Source organism: Nocardioides ochotonae (assembly GCF_011420305.2).
Lineage (GTDB): Bacteria > Actinomycetota > Actinomycetes > Propionibacteriales > Nocardioidaceae > Nocardioides > Nocardioides ochotonae.
Genome location: NZ_CP061769.1, coordinates 2,930,439 through 2,949,640 on the forward strand (window position 1 = coordinate 2,930,439; position 19,202 = coordinate 2,949,640).

The following is a 19,202-nucleotide window of genomic DNA, read 5'->3' on the forward strand; positions in this document are numbered from 1 at the left end:
GGTGGTCATTCTGCTTCTCCTTCGACCCGCATCACTGAGGTCACGTCCCTGACGATGTCCATGCCGCGCAGCGTCTCCACGGTGGCGGAGAGCTGCGCGTCGGTCGCCTCGTGCGAGACCACGACGAGCTGGGCGTCGAGGTCACGGCCCTCCTGGCGGACCGTCTGGATCGAGACGCCGTGGTCGGCGAAGGCGGTCGCGACCGAGGCGAGCACGCCGGCGCGGTCGTCCACGTCGATCGCGACGTGGTAGCGGGTGCAGGCCTCCCCCATCGGGAGCACCGCGCGGTCGGCGTACGCCGACTCCCCCGCGCCGCGGGTGCCGGCGAGCAGGTTGCGCGCGACCGTCACCAGGTCGCCGAGGACGGCCGAGGCGGTGGGCGCGCCACCGGCGCCGGGACCGTAGAACATCAGCTGGCCGGCGGCGTCGGACTCGACGAAGACCGCGTTGTAGGCCTCGCGGACCGAGGCGAGCGGGTGCGAGCGCGGGATCATCGCGGGGTGCACGCGCACCGACACCGCGTCGTCGCCGCCCTCGACCGGGATCAGCTCGCAGATCGCGAGCAGCTTGACGACCGCGCCCATGTCGCGCGCGGAGGCCACGTCGGCCGAGGTGACCTCGGAGATCCCCTCGCGGTGGACGTCGGCGGCGGTGACCCGGGAGTGGAACGCCAGCGAGGCGAGGATCGCGGCCTTGGCGGCGGCGTCGAAGCCCTCCACGTCGGCGGTCGGGTCGGCCTCGGCGTAGCCGAGCTCCTGGGCCTCCTGCAGCGCGTCCTCGAACCCGGCGCCGGAGCTGTCCATCTTGTCGAGGATGAAGTTCGTGGTGCCGTTGACGATGCCGAGCACCCGGGTCACCCGGTCGCCGGCCAGCGACTCGCGCAGCGGACGCAGGATCGGGATGGCGCCGGCGACGGCGGCCTCGTAGTAGAGGTCGCGCCCGGCCTTGGCGGCGGCCTCGAACAGCGTCGGGCCGTCCTCGGCGAGCAGCGCCTTGTTGGCGGTCACGACGCTCGCGCCGTTCGCCAGCGCGGCGAGGATCAGCGAGCGCGCCGGCTCGATGCCGCCGATGACCTCGACCACGAGGTCGACGTCGTCGCGGGCCACGAGGGCGTGGGCGTCGGTCGTGAGCAGGTCCGCGGGGACCTCGATCTCGCGCGGGGCGTCCAGGCGGCGCACCGCCACCCCCACGAGCTCGACCGGCGCGCCCACCCGGGCGGTCAGGTCCTCGGCCTGCTCCTGGAGCAGACGCACCACCTGCGAGCCCACGGAGCCGCAGCCCAGCACGGCCACCTTCAGGGCCTCGCCCCTCCGGTCAGCCTGTCGAAACTCCATCACTGATCACCCACGTCGGTTGCCAACAGGTCGTCCTCAGTCTCGCGGCGCACGACCACGCGCGCCGACCCGTCCCGCACAGCGACCACCGGGGGCCGCAGCGCGTGGTTGTAGTTGGAGGCCATCGAGCGGCAGTACGCCCCGGTGCCGGGCACCGCGAGCAGGTCGCCCGGGGCGACGTCGGCGGGCAGGAACTCGTCCTTGACCACGATGTCGCCGGCCTCGCAGTGCTTGCCCACGACCCGCGCCAGCGTCACCGGCGCCATGGAGGCGCGGGAGGCGAGGGTGCAGGAGTAGTCGGCGTCGTACAGCGCGGTGCGGATGTTGTCGCTCATGCCGCCGTCGACCGACACGTAGGTGCGCACCGCACCGCCGTCGAGGTGCACCTGCTTGACGGTGCCGACCTCATAGACCGTGCACATCGCCGGTCCGACGATCGCGCGCCCCGGCTCGATGGACAGGTGCGGCTCCGCGATCCCGAGCGCACGGCACTCGTGCGTCACGATCTGGCTCATCTCCGCGGCCAGCGTCTCGGGCCGGGTGGGGTCGTCCTGGGTCGTGTAGGCGATGCCGAAGCCGCCGCCGAGGTCCATCTCGGGCAGCGCGACACCGAGCTCGGTGGCGATCCGGGCGTGCAGGGCCAGCACCCGGCGCGCGGCGACCTCGAACCCCGAGGAGTCGAAGATCTGGCTGCCGATGTGGCTGTGCAGGCCGCGCGCCTCGAGACCGGGGGCCGCGAGCACGCGGCGTACCGCCTCGAGGGCGTCGCCGGAGGTGATCGAGAAGCCGAACTTCTGGTCCTCGTGGGCGGTGGCGATGTACTCGTGGGTGTGCGCCTCCACGCCGGCGGTCACGCGCACCATCACCCGGGCGCTCGCGCCGAGCTCCTCGGTGATCGCGGCGAGACGCTCGATCTCGGTGAAGGAGTCCACGATGATCCGCCCGACGCCCAGGCGCACGGCGCGGGTCAGCTCGGCGACGGACTTGTTGTTGCCGTGGAACCCGACGCGCTCCATCGGGACCCCGCCGCGCTCGGCGACGGTGAGCTCGCCGCCGCTGCACACGTCGAGGAAGAGGCCCTCCTCGGCCACCCAGCGGGCGACCGCCGTGCTGAGGAACGCCTTGCCGGCGTAGTAGACGTCGTAGGCCGCGAACGCGTCACGGAAGGCGCGGGCGCGGGCCCGGAAGTCCGCCTCGTCCAGGACGTACGCCGGGGAGCCGTGCCGGGCGACCAGGTCGGGCAGGGCCACGCCGCCGATCTCCAGCACGCCGTCGACCTTGCGCGCCGTCGAGGACCACAGCGGAGCGACGAGCTCGTTGGCGTCGGCGGGCGGGCGCAGCCAGGAGGGACCGCGCAGGGCACCGGGCGCGTGCGCCCACCCTGCTTCGTGGGTCACTCCCTCACATCCGTTCCGGGGCGGAGACGCCGAGCAGGGCGAGGCCGTTCGCGAGCACCGTGCGGGTGGCGGCCACGAGCACCAGGCGGGCCTGGTTGACCGGGCCGGCCGGCTCGTCGCCCTGGGGCAGCATCCGGCACTCGCGGGTGTCGTACCACTTGTTGAAGACCGAGGTCATGTCCTCGAGGTAGCGCGCGACGCGGTGCGGCTCGCGCAGCTCGGCCGCGCTGGCCACCACCCGGGGGAACTCCGCCAGCGCACGCAGCAGCCGGCCCTCGTACTCGTGGCTGAGCAGCGAGGGGTCGAAGCCCTCGGTCGGGTCCGCCGGGATGCTCATGCCGAGCTGGGCGGCGTTCTCCATCATCCGGCAGGTCCGCGCGTGGCCATACTGCACGTAGTAGACCGGGTTGTCGGCGGAGGCCCGGGTGATCTCGGCGACGTCGAGGGTCAGCGGGCTGTCCGCGGGGTAGCGCGCGAGGGAGTAGCGCAGCGCGTCCACGCCGATCTCCTCGACCAGCTCGTTGAGCGTGACGATCGTGCCGGCGCGCTTGGACAGGCGCATCTCCTCGCCGTCGCGCAGGATCTTCACCATCTGCCCGATCAGCACATCGAGGGTCTTGTCCGGGTCGTCACCGACACACGCCGCCATCGCCCGCAGCCGGCCGACGTAGCCGTGGTGGTCGGCGCCGAGCAGGTAGATGCAGTGGTCGAAGCCACGGGCGCGCTTGTTGAGGTAGTAGGCGGTGTCGGAGGCGAAGTAGGTGAGCTCGCCGTCGGACTTGATGAGCACCCGGTCCTTGTCGTCGCCGAAGTCGGTGGTGCGCATCCACAGCGCCCCACCGTCCTCGAAGACGTGGCCCAGGCCCTTGAGCCGCTCGAGGGTCTTCGGGACCTCGCCGCCGGAGTGCAGGCTGCGCTCGGAGAACCACACGTCGAAGTGGGTGTTGAACAGGTCGAGCTGCTCGCGCTGCTCGGCGAGCTGGAGCTCGTAGCCCTTCTCGCGCACCGCCTCGAGGCGCTCGGCGGCGGGAAGCTCATAGATGCCGGGCTGGGCCTCGCCGACCTTGCGGGCGAGGTCCTGGATGTAGGCGCCGGCGTAGCCGTCGGTCGGGGTGGGCTCGCCCAGCGCCGCGGCGAGGATCGAGGCGGCGAAGTGGTTCATCTGCACGCCGCGGTCGTTGATGTAGAACTCGCGGGTCACGTCGGCGCCGGCCGCGGACAGCACGCGGCCGATCGCGTCGCCGAGCACCGCCCAGCGGGTGTGGCCGAGGTGGAGCGGGCCGGTGGGGTTGGCGGAGATGAACTCGACGTTGATCTTGTTGCCGGCGAGCGTCTGGGTCGTGCCGTACGACGCGCCCTCGGCCACGACCTGGGCGGCGACGACACCCTGGGCGGCGGCGCCCACGGTGATGTTGAGGAACCCGGGGCCCGCGACCTCGACCGCGTCGATCCCGTCCACCGTGCGCAGCTGCTCGGCGAGCAGCTCGCCGAACGCCCGCGGGTTGGTGCCGGCCTTCTTCGCCAGCTGGAGGGCCACGTTGGTCGCGTAGTCGCCGTGCCCCTGCTGACGCGGTCGCTCCACCGTCACCGATCCGGGTACCCCGTCGGGAAGCGACACCGAACCGGATTCCACGAGGGTCCGAAGGGCGTCGACGATGCTGGAGGAGAGCTGGTCAGGAGTCACCCTCCAAGGGTATCGGCGGGTCCCGGTTTCCGCTCAGGCAGGTTCGGCGGGTAGTGTCCCGACTCGCATCACCCGATGCGCTGCCTCCGTAGCTCAGGGGATAGAGCACTGGTTTCCGGTACCAGGTGCCGCAGGTTCGAATCCTGCCGGAGGCACAAACCGAAGAGGCCCCGACCAGTTCTGGTCGGGGCCTCTTCGCATGTCCGGGGCTCCGTGAGGTCCGCCACCCCAGGCCGAGCCGGCACCCGGCTCAGCAGCGATCGATGGTGGCGTCCTTGCGCGCGTCGTCGCCGTAGCGGCGGGCGGTCGCGACGTCGGGGAGCACCACGGAGGCGCTGCCAACGTTGCCGATGGAGCCCTGGAGCACGCAGGTGCTCACCTTGGCCGGGTCGACGGCGGCGACCGCCTGGCCGAGCCGGAACAGCTCCGCCGGCGGGAGGTCGGTGTGCATGTGCTGGAGCACGCTCAGCACCCCGCGCTCGATGAAGCCCGGCTCCTCGGCGCGGGCGCGCACCGTGCTGTGGATGCCGCGCAGCACCCGCTGCTGGTTGGCGGAGCGGCCGAAGTCGCCGCTCGGCAGGGTCTTGCGGATCCGGGCGAACGCCATCGCGTCGTAGCCGTTGAGCTTGACCCTGCCGGCCTTGAACCCCTTCGGCTTGAGGTACTCGTCGTTGAAGTAGAACGGGTTGTCGACCGTGATGCCGCCGATGTCGTCGACCATGTCCTCGAAGAACGGGAAGCGGGTCACGAAGACGTAGTCCGGCTGGATGCCGACGAGGTTGCCAACGGTCTCCCCCATCAGCTGCGGTCCGCCGAAGGTCAGCGCGGCGTTGACGCGGTTGGAGCCGAACCCGGGGATCGGGACCCAGGAGTCGCGCGGGATGCCGATCGAGGTGGCCGCCCCGGTGCGGGTGTTCATGCCGACCAGCTGGATCGCGTCGGCCCGGGTGCGCAGCATGTCCTCGCCCGGTCGCATGTCCGAGCCGAGCGCCAGGATCCAGACCGTCTCCGGGTCGACGTCGACCGCGCCCCCGCGGTCCACCTTGACCAGCTCGACCTCACGGGTGTGCACCGAGGAGTCCGGCACCAGCACCAGGGAGACCGCGAGCACCGCGCCCAGGGTGAGCGCCCGCAGGCCCCGCGAGAGACGGGTGCGCATCAGGCCCCTCATCGCCGCTCCCCCTTGCCGTTCGTCGTGCCGGTCTTCTCGTTGCCCCTGTCGCTCTTCTCACCGGGCTTGTCCCCCGGCGTGAGCGTCGATCGCGACACGTCGTACCCGAACACCTTCCAGCCCTTCTTCGTGGGAGTGAGCATCAGGCGACCGCGGACCAGGTCCACGCGGCGCACGTCACCGTCGGTGCGGAAGCGCACCAGGACCCGCGCGGTGGCGCCCACCGGGCGGCCGCCCGGGGCGAGCACGTCGATCTGGAGCACCCGTCGCGTCGCCTGCACCGACTCCACCCGGTCGCCGATCGCGACGTTGGTCAGCAGCCGGCGATCGCGCGCGGCCCGGCGCTTCGTGTCGGGGGTGAAGTCGCGCAGCGCGTCGGAGTAGTCGGCGAAGTCGCCACGCGGCCACTCGCCCCCGACGTACGCGGCGTCGATCCAGCCGTCGACCACCTCGGCGACCGACGCCTTCACCTCGGCGCGGCGCCGCGCGTCCAGCTCGCCGGCCACCCGTCCGATCGACACGCGGGTCGGGACGGGCGCGTCGCCCGCGGCGGAGGGGCTGGAGTCCCGCTCGTCCGGCTCGTCGTCGTCCCCGCTGCAGGCGCCGAGGCCGAGCACCAGGGCCGCGCTGACCGCGGCGGCGGCGAGTCGTCGGACGCGGGTCGCGGGGCGGCTCGTGGTGGATCGTGCTCGTCGAATCACCGCGCGGACTCTACCGAGACGGCCGGACCCGCGTCGCATCCAGCCGGCGTTCCCGCGGGCCTGTCAGGCTCGGTGGAGTGTGCGGCCGGCAACACCCGGACCGAAAGGTGGTCCTCAACGCTGCACCGCGCCCCCCGGGGGTCTAGCCTTGACACCCGGAAACCCACCCACGCGCGCTCATCGGAAGAGGCGAAGCAAGTCGTGCCGCAGTCCTCAGGCAACCAGACTCCCACCAGCTCCCACGAACCCTCGGCCGATGACTTCGGCGCCAACGAGTGGCTCGTCGAGGAGATGTACGACCGATACCAGAAGGACCCGAGCAGCGTCGACGCGACGTGGGTGAGCTATTTCAAGGCGAACGGCAAGAACGGCGCCACGAAGAGCTCCCCGAGCAGGCCCCAGGCCGCCGCCCCGGCGAAGGCGCCGGCCCAGGCCCCCGCGAAGGCCCCTTCCACCTCGGAGTCCAAGGCCGAGACCAAGCCCGCCCCGGTCGCCAACCCGCGCCCCGCGGCGAAGGCCGCCGAGCCGGCGAAGGGCACCTCGAAGCCGGTCCCCAAGGAGTCGCGCCCGACCGAGCCGGCCGCGCCGAGCGACGAGCCGACGTACACCGTGCTGCGCGGCGCCCCGGCCCGCACCGTCAAGAACATGGACGAGTCGCTGACCGTCCCGACCGCGACCTCGGTCCGCTCGGTGCCGGTCAAGCTGCTGTGGGACAACCGCACGGTCATCAACAACCACCTCGCGCGCGCTCGCGGCGGCAAGGTCTCCTTCACCCACCTGATCGGCTACGCGCTGGTGCAGGCCGTGAAGCAGATGCCGGAGATGAACGTCGGCTTCGACATGGTGGACGGCAAGCCCAACCTGATCACGCCTCCGCACATCAACCTCGGCCTCGCCATCGACGTGCCCAAGCCCGACGGCAGCCGCCAGCTGCTCGTGCCGGCCATCAAGGCCGCCGAGACCATGGACTTCGCCGGCTTCTGGACCGCCTATGAGGAGATCGTCCGCAAGGCGCGCGACAACAAGCTCACGGTCGCCGACTTCCAGGGCACCTCGATCTCGCTGACCAACCCCGGCGGCATCGGCACCAGCCACTCCGTCCCCCGCCTGATGAAGGGCCAGGGCGCCATCATCGGCGTCGGCGCGATGGAGTACCCGCCGGAGTGGCAGGGCGCCTCGGCCGAGGCGATCGCGCGCAACGCGATCAGCAAGGTCATGACGCTGACCTCGACGTACGACCACCGCGTCATCCAGGGGGCGCAGTCGGGTGAGTTCCTCAAGATCCTGCACGGCCTGCTGCTCGGCCAGAACGGCTTCTACGACGAGATCTTCCGCTCGCTGCGCATCCCCTACGAGCCGATCCGCTGGAGCCACGACATCTCTGCGTCGCACGACGACGAGATCTCCAAGCAGGCGCGCATCCTCGAGCTGATCCACTCCTACCGCGTCCGCGGCCACCTGATGGCCGACACGGACCCGCTGGAGTACCGCCAGCGCAGCCACCCCGACCTCGAGATCGAGTCGCACGGCCTCACGCTGTGGGACCTCGACCGCGAGTTCGCGACCGGCGCGTTCGGTCCCGAGGGTCGCCGCTTCATGAAGCTGCGCGACATCCTGGGGATCCTGCGTGACTCCTACTGCCGCACCACGGGCATCGAGTACATGCACATCATGGACCCGGAGCAGCGCCAGTGGATCCAGGAGCGCATCGAGGTCCCGCATGTGAAGACGCCCCGCGAGGAGCAGCTGCGCATCCTGCTGAAGCTCAACCAGGCCGAGGCCTTCGAGACCTTCCTGCAGACCAAGTTCGTCGGCCAGAAGCGCTTCAGCCTCGAGGGCGGCGAGACCACGATCCCGCTGATCGACGAGATCTGCGAGGCCGCCGCCGAGGCGTCCCTCGACGAGGTCGCGATCGGCATGGCCCACCGCGGTCGCCTCAACGTGCTGGCCAACATCGTCGGCAAGAAGTACTCCCAGATCTTCCGGGAGTTCGAGGGCAACATCGACCCGCGCACCGTCCAGGGCTCCGGCGACGTGAAGTACCACCTCGGCGCCGACGGCGAGTTCGAGGCCGACTCCGGCGAGACCGTCAAGGTCTCCGTCGCAGCCAACCCCTCGCACCTCGAGGCCGTCGACCCGGTCCTGGAGGGCATCGCCCGCGCCAAGCAGGACGTGCTCGACCGCGGGATGGACTACCCCGTCCTGCCGCTGCTGGTGCACGGCGACGCGGCCTTCGCCGGCCAGGGCGTGGTGGCGGAGACGCTGAACCTCTCCCAGCTGCGCGGCTACCGCACCGGCGGCACCATCCACGTGGTCATCAACAACCAGGTCGGCTTCACCACCTCGCCGGGCTCCTCGCGCTCGACGCTGTACAGCACCGACGTGGCCCGCATGGTCCAGGCGCCGATCTTCCACGTGAACGGCGACGACCCGGAGGCGTGCATCCGCGTCGCCCGGCTCGCCTTCGAGTACCGCCAGGCCTTCAACAAGGACGTCGTCATCGACCTGGTGTGCTACCGCCGCCGCGGTCACAACGAGGGCGACGACCCGTCGTACACGCAGCCGCTGATGTATGACCTGATCGAGCAGAAGCGCTCGGTGCGCAAGCTCTACACCGAGTCCCTCATCGGTCGTGGCGACATCACGATCGAGGAGGCCGAGCAGGTCCTGCGCGACTACCAGCAGCAGCTGGAGCGGGTCTTCACCGAGGTCCGCCAGGCCACCACCGAGCCGCCGGCGGAGTGGACGACGGTCCCGGACTACCCGGAGAAGTCGGTCGGCAAGGCCGCCACGGCGGTCCCCGCGGAGTACCTCAAGCGGATCGCCGACGCCTACGTCACCCCGCCGGAGGGCTTCACCGTCCACCCGAAGGTGATGCCGCAGCTGCAGCGTCGTGCCACCGCGATCACCGACGGCAACATCGACTGGGGCACCGGCGAGATCCTCGCCTTCGGCTCGCTGCTGATGGACGGCCGCCCGGTGCGTCTGGCCGGTCAGGACTCGCGCCGCGGCACCTTCGTGCAGCGCTTCGCGACGATCATCGACCGCAAGAACGCCGACGAGTGGACCCCGCTCTCGGCGCTCACCGAGGACCAGGCGAAGTTCCACGTCTACGACTCGCTGCTCAGCGAGTACGCCGCCCTCGGCTTCGAGTACGGCTACTCCGTGGCCCGCCCCGACGCCCTGGTGCTGTGGGAGGCGCAGTTCGGTGACTTCGTCAACGGCGCGCAGACCGTCATCGACGAGTTCATCAGCTCCGGCGAGAGCAAGTGGAACCAGCAGTCCGGCGTCGTCCTGCTGCTGCCCCACGGCTACGAGGGCCAGGGTGCCGACCACTCCTCCGCGCGCATCGAGCGGTTCCTCACGATGGCGGCCGACGAGGCCTTCGTCGTGGCCCAGCCGAGCACGCCGGCGTCGCACTTCCACCTGCTGCGCCAGCACTCCCTCGGTGAGGAGCACCGCCCGCTGATCGTCTTCACCCCGAAGTCGATGCTCAAGCGCAAGGAGGCCGCCTCCAAGCCGGAGGACTTCACCACCGGCACCTTCCGCCCGTTCATCGCCGACGAGAGCGCCGACCCCAACAAGGTCGACACCCTCCTGCTGTGCTCGGGTCGCGTGACCTGGGACCTGATGGTGGAGCGGGCCAAGCGCGAGGACGGCGAGCGCTTCGCGATCGGTCGCGTGGAGCAGCTCTACCCGCGCCCGCTCGACGACATCAAGGCCGAGATCGCGCGCTACCCCCACCTCAAGGAGGTGCGCTGGGTCCAGGACGAGCCGCACAACATGGGCCCGTGGCCGCACTACGCGCTCAACGTGGTGCCCGAGCTGGACGCGACGGTCGTCCCGGTCACCCGCGTGGAGTCCTCCTCGCCGGCCGTCGGCACCGTCAAGCGCCACCAGGCCGAGCAGAAGGACCTGCTGGGCCGGGCGTTCGCCTGATCGGTTCCAACCCTCGTATGGCCCGCCGTGCTCCGCGCACGGTGGGCCATACGCCTTTTCAAGGAGGATCGAGGATGTACTTCACCGACCGTGGCATCGAGGAGCTGGAGAGGCGCCGGGGCGACGAGGAGGTCACGCTGGCCTGGCTCGCCGATCGGCTCCAGGAGTTCACCGACACCCATCCGGAGTTCGAGACCGCCGTCGAGCGCTTCGCGACCTGGCTCGCGCGCCTCGACGACCCCGACGACTGAGCGCGGTCTAGGGTGCCCGCATGACGACGTACCCCGACGCGCCCTGGGACATGGTCGGGCAGCTGTGGCTCACGCTGTTCCGCGTGCCCGCTCCCGTCGACGACCTGCGCCCCGCCGGCGTCCACGGCGTGGCGTTCGTGCGCTACGAGGAGGGCAGCCCGCTGACCTACTCCGAGCTGCTGGTGGCCCGGCAGGTCGCGAACGCCCAGGGTCGCCGGGTGTCGATCTCCGACATCTGGGTGGACTCCCCCGCCTCCGTGGCCGGCGGACGCGAGCTCTGGGCGATCCCGAAGCTGCTCGCCGAGCTCTCCTCCTCGACCGTCCGGCGCGGCCCGATCTCGCACACGGAGTGGAGCGCCGTCACCGGCCACCAGCCGATCGTCCAGGCGCGCTTCGGTGACGTCTCGGGCCTCGCCCTGCGTACGCCGTTCCGCGGCGGCACCTGGCAGCCCGGGATCCCCGACACGGACGGGGAGGAGCGCACCGCCCAGCTGACCGGCTCGGCCAAGGCGCTGCCCTGCCGCGCCCAGTGGGACTTCGCCACCGACGGTCCCCTCGGCTGGCTCGCCGGCGCCCGCCAGCTCGCGTCGTTCCGCATGACCGACTTCCGCATGTCCTTCGCCTGACCCGCGGAGGGGCGGGGGTCAGCGGGGGCGGAGGGTGAGGTCGGTGAGGGTGGCGTCGCCGGGCAGGTCGAGGACGTGGAGGATCGCGTCGACGACGGTGCCCGGGTCGATCCAGGCGCCGGGGTCGTAGTCACGCCCCTCCTGGCGGTGCACCTCCTCCTGCATGGCGGTGGCGACGCGTCCCGGGTAGATCGAGGAGACCCGCACCCCGCGCTCCTGCTCCTCGGCGCGCAGCGCGTCGGCGAGCGCGCGCAGCCCGTGCTTCGAGGCCGAGTACGCCGCCCAGTGCGGGTTGGCCCGCAGCCCCGAGCCCGAGTTGACGAAGACGGCCGTGCCGCGGGCGCTCCGCAGCGCCGGCAGGGCGATCCGGGTCAGCACGGCCGGCGCGACGAGGTTGACCGCGAGGGTGTCCTGCCAGGCGCCGGCCGTGAGCTCACCGACCTCGCCGAGCTCGACCACGCCCGCTGCGTGGACCACCGAGTCCAGCGAGTCGGGCAGCGACCCGGCGAGCCCCTCGACGGACGCGGGGTCCGCCAGGTCGGCGACCAGCACCTCGGCGGTGGGCACCGCGGCCCGCAGGTCCGCGGCGCGCTCCGCGGAACGGGCCACGAGCACGAGCTCGTCGCCCCGGGCCGCCAGACGTTCGGCCAGCAGCCGGCCGATGCCGGACCCGGCACCGGTCAGCAGGTGCCGGGCGCTCATCGGGTCAGCACGACCTTGCCGAACAGGTCGCCCGCGGCCATGGCGGCGAACCCCTCGCGGGCCTCGGTCATCGGCAGCGTGCGGTCGATCAGCGGGCGGACCCCGGTGGCGTCGCAGAGGTTGACCAGGGCGGCCAGCTCCTCGCGGGTGCCCATCGTGGAGCCGACGACCCGCAGCTGGAGGAAGAAGATCCGGGTCAGCTCGGCATCGTCGAGCTGCGCGCCCGAGGTGGTGCCGGAGATGACGATGGCGCCACCGGGGCGCAGCGAGCGGATCGAGTGTGACCAGGTCGCACGCCCCACGGTCTCCATCACGGCGTCGACCTTGATCGGCAGCCGCGCGCCGGACTCGAAGACCTCGTGGGCGCCGAGCTCGAGGGCCCGCGCCCGCTTCGCCTCGTCGCGGCTGGTGGCGAAGACCCGCAGGCCGCCGGCGCGCGCGAGGCTGATCAGCGCGGTGGCCACGCCGCCGCCCGCGCCCTGCACCAGCACGGTGTCGCCGGCCTTGAGCCCACCCTGGGTGAACAGCATCCGGTAGGCGGTCAGCCAGGCAGTCGGCAGGCAGGCCGCCTCCTCGAAGGACATCGTGGCCGGCTTGCGCACGATGTTGCGGCGCGGGACGACCACTGTCTCGGCGAACGTGCCCTGGTGCCGCTCGGAGAGGATGGAGCGCTTGGGGTCGAGGGTGTCGTCGCCGGTCCAGGACGGGTCGTTGACCACCGCGTGCACGACGACCTCGTTGCCGTCCTCGTCGTACCCGGCCGCGTCGCAGCCCAGGATCATCGGCAGCGCCTCCTGGCGCAGCCCCACCCCGCGCAGCGACCAGAGGTCGTGGTGGTTGAGCGAGGCGGCCTGGACGCTCACCCGCGCCCATCCGTCGGGGACGACCGGGTCGGGGCGCTCGCCGACCTTCAGGACCGAGACCGGGTCGTCGTTGGAGAACTCATCGGCGTAGACGGCAAACATGGTGCCGACCCTAGCGATCGGGTCGGCACCATGTGCGGTGGCTCAGGGTCGCGCCCCGGGCGAGCGCCGAGTCAGCGGCGGGCGACCCCGTCGCGGCGGGCGGCGGCGGCCACGGCAGCGGCGACGGCCGGGCCGACGCGGGGGTCGAACGGCGAGGGGATGATCATGTCCTCGCGCAGGTCGTCGCCCACGAGCCCGGCGATCGCCTGGGCCGCGGCGAGCTTCATGCCCTCGGTGATCGCGCTGGCGTGCACGTCGAAGGCCCCCCGGAAGATGCCGGGGAAGGCGAGGACGTTGTTGATCTGGTTGGGGTAGTCCGACCGGCCGGTCGCCACCACGCGGGCGTACTTGTGCGCGATGTCGGGGTGCACCTCGGGCGTCGGGTTGGCCAGGCCGAAGATGATCGCGTCCGCAGCCATCGTGGCGACGTGCTCCTCGGGCACGGTGCCGCCGGAGACGCCGATGTAGACGTCGGCGCCGACGAGCACGTCGGCGAGCTGCCCGGTGCGACCGGTGCGGTCGGCGGTGAGCTCGGCGAGCGAGCGCTTCACCGGGGTGAGGTCGCCGCGCGAGGAGTGCAGGACGCCCTTGCGGTCGATGACGGCGATGTCGGAGATGCCGGCCTCGAGCAGGATCTTGGTGACCGCGACCCCGGCCGCGCCGGCGCCGCCGATGACCACGCGGGTGTCGGCGTGCGTGCGGCCGGTGAGGCGCAGGGCGTTCTCCAGGGCCGCGAGCGCGACCACGGCGGTGCCGTGCTGGTCGTCGTGGAAGACGGGGATGTCGAGGCGCTCCTTGAGCCGGTCCTCGATCTCGAAGCAGCGCGGCGCCGAGATGTCCTCGAGGTTGATGCCGCCGAAGCTCGGGGCCAGACGCACCACCGTCTCGATGATCTCCTCGGTGTCGGTGGTGTCCAGGCAGATCGGCACCCCGTCCACGCCGCCGAACTGCTTGAACAGCACGGCCTTGCCCTCCATCACCGGCATCGCGGCGGCGGGGCCGATGTCGCCCAGCCCGAGCACGGCGGTGCCGTCGGTCACCACGGCCACGGTGTTGGGGACCCAGGTGTAGACCTGCGTGAGCGCAGGGTCCGCGGCGATCGCCTCACAGACGCGCGCGACACCCGGGGTGTAGGCGAGGGAGAGGTCGTCGCGACCGGCCAGCGGCACGGTGCAGGCGACCTCCATCTTGCCGCCGACGTGCAGGTCGAAGACCGGGTCGCCGTCGAAGGGGTGGCTCGGGTGGGCAGGTGCTGCGCTCATCTGGGGAGGACAACTTTCCAGGCGCCTGGGCGCCGCTTCGGAGGACGGAGCAACGGGTTCGGCGCGGCGGGTGTGCGCCAACCACGGATCCGGTACGGGGGTGGATCGGGGTGCGCCCAGTCTGGCACAGCCCGGTCCGCTCGCTCCGTGATGAGTACGACGCCGTGGGACGTGCGTTCCCTCACAGATCTTGTGACTCGCGAGTACGCCGGACGCGCCTCAGCGCAGCCGTCCGGGCCGCGGCCACAGGCGGACCCGGACCACCGCGATCACGTCGTGCTCGGCGACCGGGCCGCGGTGGCGCGAGTCGACCCCCTCGGCGAGGTTGTCGCTGAGCAGCCACCAGCCGGCCGCCCCGCTGCGGGTCTCACGGCGCTCGACGGCCCGCTTGACCGCGACCGTGCCGTCCCCGAACCGGGCCACCACCACGCGGCCAGGGGCCGGGCGTCCGCGGTGGTCGACCAGCAGCCGGTCCCCCGGCGCCAGGACCGGGGCCATCGACGCCCCCCGAACATGCGCGATGCCCAGCCGGGGTACCCGTTCCGCCAGACGGCGGATGCCTCGTGCTCGCACTCTCACCCGAGTAGTGTCCCAGTCGAGCCTCTGGCTCCGTGACCGTCGTACGGTCGATTTTCCCCAGACGAAGACGAGAGGACCCGCATGTTCGCGCGACTGTTCGCACCCACCCTCGAGGTTTCCGCCCACTGCGACCTGCCGTGCGGCATCTACGACCCGGCTCAGGCCCGCATCGAGGCCGAGTCGATCAAGGCGATCATCGCCAAGGTCGCGGACAACGACGACCCGGACTTCCGCACCCGCGCGGTGCTCATCAAGGAGCAGCGCTCCGACCTGGTGAAGCACCACCTGTGGGTGCTGTGGACCGACTACTTCAAGCCCCCGCACTTCGAGAAGTACCCGCAGCTGCACCAGCTGTTCAACGAGGCGACCAAGCTCGCCGGCGGTGGCGGCGGCACCAAGGCCGTCTTCGACGCCGAGGTGGCCGACCAGCTGCTCGCGAAGATCGACGAGATCGCCGAGATCTTCTGGGAGACCAAGAAGGCCTGACACGCCCTCACGGCGTACGCCGGGGCCGGTCTGCGGGAAACCGCGGACCGGCCCCGCGGCCATTTCGTGGCCCGCCGCACGCCGACCGGTGGGTCCCGGCCACCGCCGGGGACGACGTCGTCTAGGGTCGGCCTCCTCATCGTCCCCAGCACGCCGAAGGAAGACATCCATGGCACCGTCCACCGCCGGGTCACGGGGGAAGCGCGCCGACGTGGAGTTCCGGCTACCCGCCGACGGCGCCTACGTCTCGGTCCTGCGCACCGCCACCGCTGCCATCGCGGCCCGCCTCGACCTCACGCTCGACGACATCGAGGACCTCCGCATGGCCGTCGGCGAGGCCGGCGCGCTGCTGCTCCCCGAGGCCGATGACGCCGCCGACCTGCACTGCCTGTTCTACCTGCGCCCAGGCAAGCTCGTGGTGACCGTCAGCGTGGACTCCCGCCATCCCTCCACCCCGGACCGGGAGAGCTTCGCCTGGCAGGTGCTCACCACCCTGACCGACCTCACCCAGGTCGAGTACGCCGACGGCCGGCTCGCCGTCACCATGTCGATGACCTCCTCGGCGCTCGGCTCGCCGGGTGCAGCACGAGGCGCCGGCCTGGACGTGTGATGAGCGAGGAACTCGGGAGTCCCGACACTCATCTGCCCCCCACCGCGGCGGAGGTCACCCGGCGCCGCAGCGCCGAGCTGTTCGCCGTCCTGCGTGACGACTGCGCCAGCGACGCCGCCCGCGAGGAGGCCCGCAACGCGCTGGTCCACCTCCACCTGGCGCTGGTCGAGCACTGCGCGCGCCGCTTCCGCAACCGCGGCGAGCCGTTCGAAGACCTGGTCCAGGTCGGCACCATCGGGCTGATCAAGTCCGTCGACCGCTTCGACCTCGACCGCGGCGTCGAGTTCTCGACCTACGCGACGCCGACGATCATCGGCGAGATCAAGCGCTACTTCCGCGACAAGGGCTGGGCGATCAGGGTGCCGCGGCGCCTCCAGGAGCTGCGGATGCAGATCGGCACCGCGACCGCCGAGCTCACCCAGTCCCTCGGGCGCTCCCCCACCGCACGCGAGCTGGCCGAGGCGATCGGCTGCACCGTCGAGGAGATCGTCGAGGGCATCGACTCCAGCAACGCCTACAGCACGCTCTCCCTCGACGCCGGTGAGGACTCCGAGAACGGCGCCGCGAGCATGCTCGACGCCATCGGCATCGAGGACGCCGGGTTGGCGCACGTCGAGGTCCGCGAGTCGATCAAGCCGCTGCTCGACCGCCTGGACCCCCGCGAGAAGAAGATCCTGCTGCTGCGCTTCTTCAAGAACATGACGCAGTCCCAGATCGCCGCCGAGATCGGCGTCTCCCAGATGCACGTCTCCCGGCTGCTGACCCGCACCCTCGTCCAGCTGCGCACCTCGCTCGAGCAGCAGGACTGAGCCCCGGGCCGACCCACGTGGTCTAGTCGCGCTCGCGGCCCTCGCCGGTCGGGTCGTCGATGAGCGCGCGGGTGCTCGCCGGGTGCAGGACGCCGACGAGCACGACGACCGCGACCGCCGCCAGGACCACCGCGACGAGCGTGGTGTCCCCGCCGAGGAAGCTCCACGCGAGCCCGAGCTGGATCAGCTGGGTGAGGATGATGGGCGCGCGCGACCACGGTGCCAGCCGGGTCAGGAACCACGCGCAGATCGCGAGCCCCGCGGCGTACATCAGGAAGAAGAGGGCCGTCGAGGCGCCCATCGTGACCCGGACCGCGGAGATGTTGACCAGCTCGGCCAGTGCCAGGACGAGGAGGGCGAGGGCCTCCAGCGCGGCGCCGCCGGCGGCGACCAGGAGCGGGACGGGCAGGGCAGGACGGCGGTCGGTCACGGCTCCAGCGTAGGAGACCGAACCGCGCTCCGGGCGAGGGGTACCGTGGACACCGACGACCTGCTTGGGACGCCTGTGACGAAACAGACCATCGGAAGGTCTTGTCTCCGTCCCGGTTAGTTGCGACGCTGGGCGTGCGCTCGTGAATGCGTTCACAACGCGGTGCCCTCGCGCACCCAGCGCTTTCAACGCAGGCCTGAGATGCCCCTGGTCTGCACGTTCGCAGTAGAGATGAGGGATTCTCCAGCCATGGATTGGCGCCACCGTTCCGCATGCCTCGACGAGGACCCGGAACTGTTCTTCCCGATCGGCAACACCGGTCCGGCCATCCTCCAGATCGAGGAGGCCAAGCAGGTCTGCCGACGCTGCGAGGTCCGCGAGCAGTGTCTCGCCTGGGCCCTCGAGGCCGGCCAGGACCACGGCGTGTGGGGCGGCCTCAGTGAGGACGAGCGTCGCGCGCTGAAGCGTCGCAACGCCCGCGCCCGCGTCCGCACCGCCTGACGCAGCGTCTGACCCCCAGCGGTCGAATCCTCAGCGGCCTCGACCCGTGCGGCGCCTCACGGCACTGCCTGACCAGCCCGGCCCCGGCGCGATCCCGCGCCGGGGCCGGGCTGGCCCCAGGCCCATACGAGCCCCGCACGAGCCTCACGTGAGCCTCCACTCCAGGCCTCACGCGAGCCACACGCAGTCTCACGCAGTCTCACTCCAGGGGGATGTCCACCCCGACCCGGGTGCCCCGGCCCTCCGGCACCGGTCCGATCTCGAGCTGTCCGCCGAGCTCGGACTCCACCAGCGTGCGCACGATCGAGAGCCCCAGGTTCGTGGAGCCCTCGACGTCGAAGCCGTCCGGCAGCCCCACCCCGTCGTCGTCGACGGTGAGGTGCAGGCGCCCGACGAGCCGGCGCACCCGCACGTCGATCGTGCCGAGGAGCTCCTCGCTGCCCGCGTCGTAGCCGTGCTCCACGGCGTTCTGCATGATCTCGGTGAGCACCATCGCCAGTGCGGTGGCCGACTCCGAGGACAGCACGCCGAACGCGCCGTCGCGGCGCACCCGCACCCGGCCGCCCACCGAGCTCACGTCGGTGACCATGGCCCCGAGCCGGTCGACCACGTCGTCGAAGTCCACGGTCTCCTCGACGGCCTGACTGAGCGTCTCGTGGACGATCGCGATCGTGCCGACGCGACGCACGGCCTCCTCGAGCGCGGAGCGGCCGGCCTCGGAGTCCATCCGGCGCGCCTGGAGGCGCAGGAGGGCGGCCACGGTCTGCAGGTTGTTCTTCACCCGGTGGTGGATCTCGCGGATCGTGGCGTCCTTGGTCACCAGCTCCCGGTCGCGTCGGCGCAGGTCGGTCACGTCGCGCACCAGGATCAGCGCGCCGATCCGCTCACCGGCGGGGCGCAGCGGCACCGCGCGGACGATCAGCGAGAGCCCGTCGCTGCGCTCGCTGGTGATCTCCAGGTCGCGCTGGGCGCGACCGCCGAGCACCGCGCTCAGCGTCTCCTCGTCGGGACGACGCCGGGGCGGCACCAGCTCACGGGTGACGTCGGCGAGGGTCAGCCCGGCGAGGTCGCCGGAGAGCCCGAGGCGGCGGTAGACCGAGAGCGCGTTGGGACTGGCGTACTCGACGCGGCCGGCCGCGTCGACGCGCAGGAAGCCGTCGCCGACGCGCGGGGAGTCCGCGTGGTCGCTGCGCTGGCCGGGTGAGGGGAAGTGGCCGCGGGCGATCATCTGGGTGAGGTCCGCGGCGGTCTGCAGGTAGGACAGCTCGAGCTGGCTGGGCGTGCGTACGCCGAGCAGGTTGGTGTTGCGCGCCACCACCGCGATCACCCGGCTCCCGCGGCGCACCGGGATCGCCTCGACCCGCACCGGCACGTCGTCGCGCCACTCCGGGTCGCCGTCGCGCACCACGCGTCCCTCGCGGGCCGCGGCGTCGATCAGCGGGCGCCGCCCGGCCGGCACGAAGGTGCCGATCACGTCGTCGACGTACGCCGTCGGGCCGGTGGTGGGTCGCATCTGCCCGGCCGCCCAGAAGCCGCTGCCCGAGCGGTCCGGAAGCCAGAGCACCAGGTCGGCGAAGGAGAGGTCGGCGATGATCTGCCAGTCCGCCTGGAGCAGCTGCAGCCAGGCCACATCCGCATCGTCCAGGTCGGTGTGGTTGCGCACGAGCTCGGTCAGGGACGGCACCGGCTCAGCGTAGGCCCGCGTCGCCCCGCGCCGAGCACCGGCCATGGTGCACCTGTCGGTGGGGTTTGGCA

Annotated in this window: 18 protein-coding genes and 1 tRNA gene; 8 read left to right on the forward strand and 11 right to left on the reverse strand. The window is 71.7% G+C overall.

Annotated features, from left to right (window positions below; genetic code table 11):
* Positions 1-5: 5 nt before the first annotated feature.
* The 3 genes from HBO46_RS14225 to argS are packed head-to-tail and all read right to left on the reverse strand — an operon-like array spanning position 6 to position 4,415.
* On the reverse strand, positions 6-1,334 hold the full coding sequence (locus tag HBO46_RS14225; RefSeq protein ID WP_166140541.1) for a homoserine dehydrogenase: 1,329 nt from the start codon (positions 1,332-1,334) through the stop codon (positions 6-8).
* A complete protein-coding gene (gene lysA, locus HBO46_RS14230) occupies positions 1,334-2,731 on the reverse strand; it encodes a diaminopimelate decarboxylase (protein ID WP_166140540.1) in 1,398 nt (465 codons plus the stop codon). Before lysA ends, HBO46_RS14225 begins: the two co-directional genes overlap by 1 nt.
* A gap of 4 nt (positions 2,732-2,735) precedes the next feature.
* Positions 2,736-4,415 (reverse strand): arginine--tRNA ligase, encoded by a 1,680-nt coding sequence (gene argS, locus HBO46_RS14235; RefSeq protein WP_166140539.1) that lies wholly within the window; start codon positions 4,413-4,415, stop codon positions 2,736-2,738.
* An 82-nt stretch (positions 4,416-4,497) separates the two neighbouring features.
* Between argS and HBO46_RS14240 the strand changes: the two genes are divergently transcribed.
* A tRNA-Arg gene (locus tag HBO46_RS14240) sits at positions 4,498-4,570 on the forward strand.
* Positions 4,571-4,665: 95 nt separating this feature from the next.
* On the opposite strand, the gene HBO46_RS14245 is transcribed toward HBO46_RS14240, so the two are convergent.
* Together HBO46_RS14245 and HBO46_RS14250 are read right to left on the reverse strand one after the other, a co-directional pair.
* Complete coding sequence (locus HBO46_RS14245) at positions 4,666-5,574, reverse strand: LCP family protein (RefSeq protein WP_166140538.1); 909 nt, start codon at positions 5,572-5,574, stop codon at positions 4,666-4,668.
* Between the two features lie 8 nt (positions 5,575-5,582).
* Complete coding sequence (locus HBO46_RS14250) at positions 5,583-6,287, reverse strand: hypothetical protein (protein ID WP_166140537.1); 705 nt, start codon at positions 6,285-6,287, stop codon at positions 5,583-5,585.
* A 201-nt stretch (positions 6,288-6,488) separates the two neighbouring features.
* On the opposite strand from HBO46_RS14250, the gene HBO46_RS14255 reads away from it, so the two are divergent.
* From HBO46_RS14255 to HBO46_RS14265, 3 genes are all read left to right on the forward strand, one after another.
* Positions 6,489-10,226, forward strand: coding sequence for a multifunctional oxoglutarate decarboxylase/oxoglutarate dehydrogenase thiamine pyrophosphate-binding subunit/dihydrolipoyllysine-residue succinyltransferase subunit (locus HBO46_RS14255; RefSeq protein ID WP_166140536.1), 3,738 nt, complete (start codon positions 6,489-6,491; stop codon positions 10,224-10,226).
* 74 nt (positions 10,227-10,300) lie between these two features.
* Positions 10,301-10,477 carry a DUF6104 family protein gene (locus HBO46_RS14260; protein WP_166140535.1) on the forward strand — a complete coding sequence of 59 codons (177 nt, stop codon included), beginning with the start codon at positions 10,301-10,303 and terminating at the stop codon, positions 10,475-10,477.
* A gap of 20 nt (positions 10,478-10,497) precedes the next feature.
* Positions 10,498-11,103 (forward strand): acetoacetate decarboxylase family protein, encoded by a 606-nt coding sequence (locus tag HBO46_RS14265; protein WP_166140534.1) that lies wholly within the window; start codon positions 10,498-10,500, stop codon positions 11,101-11,103.
* An 18-nt stretch (positions 11,104-11,121) separates the two neighbouring features.
* Here HBO46_RS14265 and HBO46_RS14270 read toward each other — a convergent pair whose 3' ends face one another.
* From HBO46_RS14270 to HBO46_RS14285, 4 genes are all read right to left on the reverse strand, one after another.
* Complete coding sequence (locus HBO46_RS14270) at positions 11,122-11,805, reverse strand: SDR family oxidoreductase (protein WP_166140533.1); 684 nt, start codon at positions 11,803-11,805, stop codon at positions 11,122-11,124.
* Positions 11,802-12,770, reverse strand: coding sequence for a zinc-binding dehydrogenase (locus tag HBO46_RS14275; protein ID WP_166140532.1), 969 nt, complete (start codon positions 12,768-12,770; stop codon positions 11,802-11,804). Before HBO46_RS14275 ends, HBO46_RS14270 begins: the two co-directional genes overlap by 4 nt.
* 71 nt (positions 12,771-12,841) lie before the next feature.
* Positions 12,842-14,032, reverse strand: coding sequence for an NAD(P)-dependent malic enzyme (locus HBO46_RS14280; protein ID WP_166140531.1), 1,191 nt, complete (start codon positions 14,030-14,032; stop codon positions 12,842-12,844).
* 219 nt (positions 14,033-14,251) lie between these two features.
* The gene (locus HBO46_RS14285; protein WP_317983879.1) at positions 14,252-14,611 is read right to left on the reverse strand and encodes a S24/S26 family peptidase; all 360 of its coding nucleotides are present in this window, start codon (positions 14,609-14,611) and stop codon (positions 14,252-14,254) included.
* 81 nt (positions 14,612-14,692) lie between these two features.
* Between HBO46_RS14285 and sodN the strand changes: the two genes are divergently transcribed.
* From sodN to HBO46_RS14300, 3 genes are all read left to right on the forward strand, one after another.
* On the forward strand, positions 14,693-15,097 hold the full coding sequence (sodN, locus tag HBO46_RS14290; RefSeq protein ID WP_166140530.1) for a superoxide dismutase, Ni: 405 nt from the start codon (positions 14,693-14,695) through the stop codon (positions 15,095-15,097).
* Between the two features lie 169 nt (positions 15,098-15,266).
* Entirely contained in the window at positions 15,267-15,707 is a 441-nt protein-coding gene (locus HBO46_RS14295; RefSeq protein ID WP_166140529.1) for an ATP-binding protein, read from the forward strand.
* Positions 15,707-16,516, forward strand: coding sequence for an RNA polymerase sigma factor SigF (locus HBO46_RS14300; RefSeq protein WP_166140528.1), 810 nt, complete (start codon positions 15,707-15,709; stop codon positions 16,514-16,516). The genes HBO46_RS14295 and HBO46_RS14300 overlap by 1 nt, the downstream gene beginning before the upstream one ends.
* 22 nt (positions 16,517-16,538) lie before the next feature.
* Here the strand turns inward: HBO46_RS14300 and HBO46_RS14305 are convergent, their stop codons facing one another.
* Complete coding sequence (locus HBO46_RS14305) at positions 16,539-16,946, reverse strand: hypothetical protein (RefSeq protein WP_166140527.1); 408 nt, start codon at positions 16,944-16,946, stop codon at positions 16,539-16,541.
* 249 nt (positions 16,947-17,195) lie between these two features.
* Here HBO46_RS14305 and HBO46_RS14310 point away from each other — a divergent pair, with 249 nt between their 5' ends.
* The gene (locus tag HBO46_RS14310; protein WP_011755173.1) at positions 17,196-17,447 is read left to right on the forward strand and encodes a WhiB family transcriptional regulator; all 252 of its coding nucleotides are present in this window, start codon (positions 17,196-17,198) and stop codon (positions 17,445-17,447) included.
* A gap of 199 nt (positions 17,448-17,646) precedes the next feature.
* Here the strand turns inward: HBO46_RS14310 and HBO46_RS14315 are convergent, their stop codons facing one another.
* Positions 17,647-19,131, reverse strand: a complete 1,485-nt coding sequence (locus HBO46_RS14315) for a sensor histidine kinase (protein ID WP_191480157.1) — start codon at positions 19,129-19,131, stop codon at positions 17,647-17,649.
* Positions 19,132-19,202: the final 71 nt, after the last annotated feature.

Coding starts and splice junctions, on each gene's coding strand:
- HBO46_RS14225 (WP_166140541.1), bottom strand. CDS start 1,334: ATGGAGTTTCGACAGGCTGACCGGAGGGGCGAGGCCCTGAAGGTGGCC.
- HBO46_RS14245 (WP_166140538.1), bottom strand. CDS start 5,574: ATGCGCACCCGTCTCTCGCGGGGCCTGCGGGCGCTCACCCTGGGCGCG.
- HBO46_RS14260 (WP_166140535.1), top strand. CDS start 10,301: ATGTACTTCACCGACCGTGGCATCGAGGAGCTGGAGAGGCGCCGGGGC.
- HBO46_RS14265 (WP_166140534.1), top strand. CDS start 10,498: ATGACGACGTACCCCGACGCGCCCTGGGACATGGTCGGGCAGCTGTGG.
- HBO46_RS14270 (WP_166140533.1), bottom strand. CDS start 11,805: ATGAGCGCCCGGCACCTGCTGACCGGTGCCGGGTCCGGCATCGGCCGG.
- HBO46_RS14275 (WP_166140532.1), bottom strand. CDS start 12,770: ATGTTTGCCGTCTACGCCGATGAGTTCTCCAACGACGACCCGGTCTCG.
- HBO46_RS14280 (WP_166140531.1), bottom strand. CDS start 14,032: ATGAGCGCAGCACCTGCCCACCCGAGCCACCCCTTCGACGGCGACCCG.
- sodN (WP_166140530.1), top strand. CDS start 14,693: ATGTTCGCGCGACTGTTCGCACCCACCCTCGAGGTTTCCGCCCACTGC.
- HBO46_RS14295 (WP_166140529.1), top strand. CDS start 15,267: ATGGCACCGTCCACCGCCGGGTCACGGGGGAAGCGCGCCGACGTGGAG.
- HBO46_RS14300 (WP_166140528.1), top strand. CDS start 15,707: ATGAGCGAGGAACTCGGGAGTCCCGACACTCATCTGCCCCCCACCGCG.
- HBO46_RS14310 (WP_011755173.1), top strand. CDS start 17,196: ATGGATTGGCGCCACCGTTCCGCATGCCTCGACGAGGACCCGGAACTG.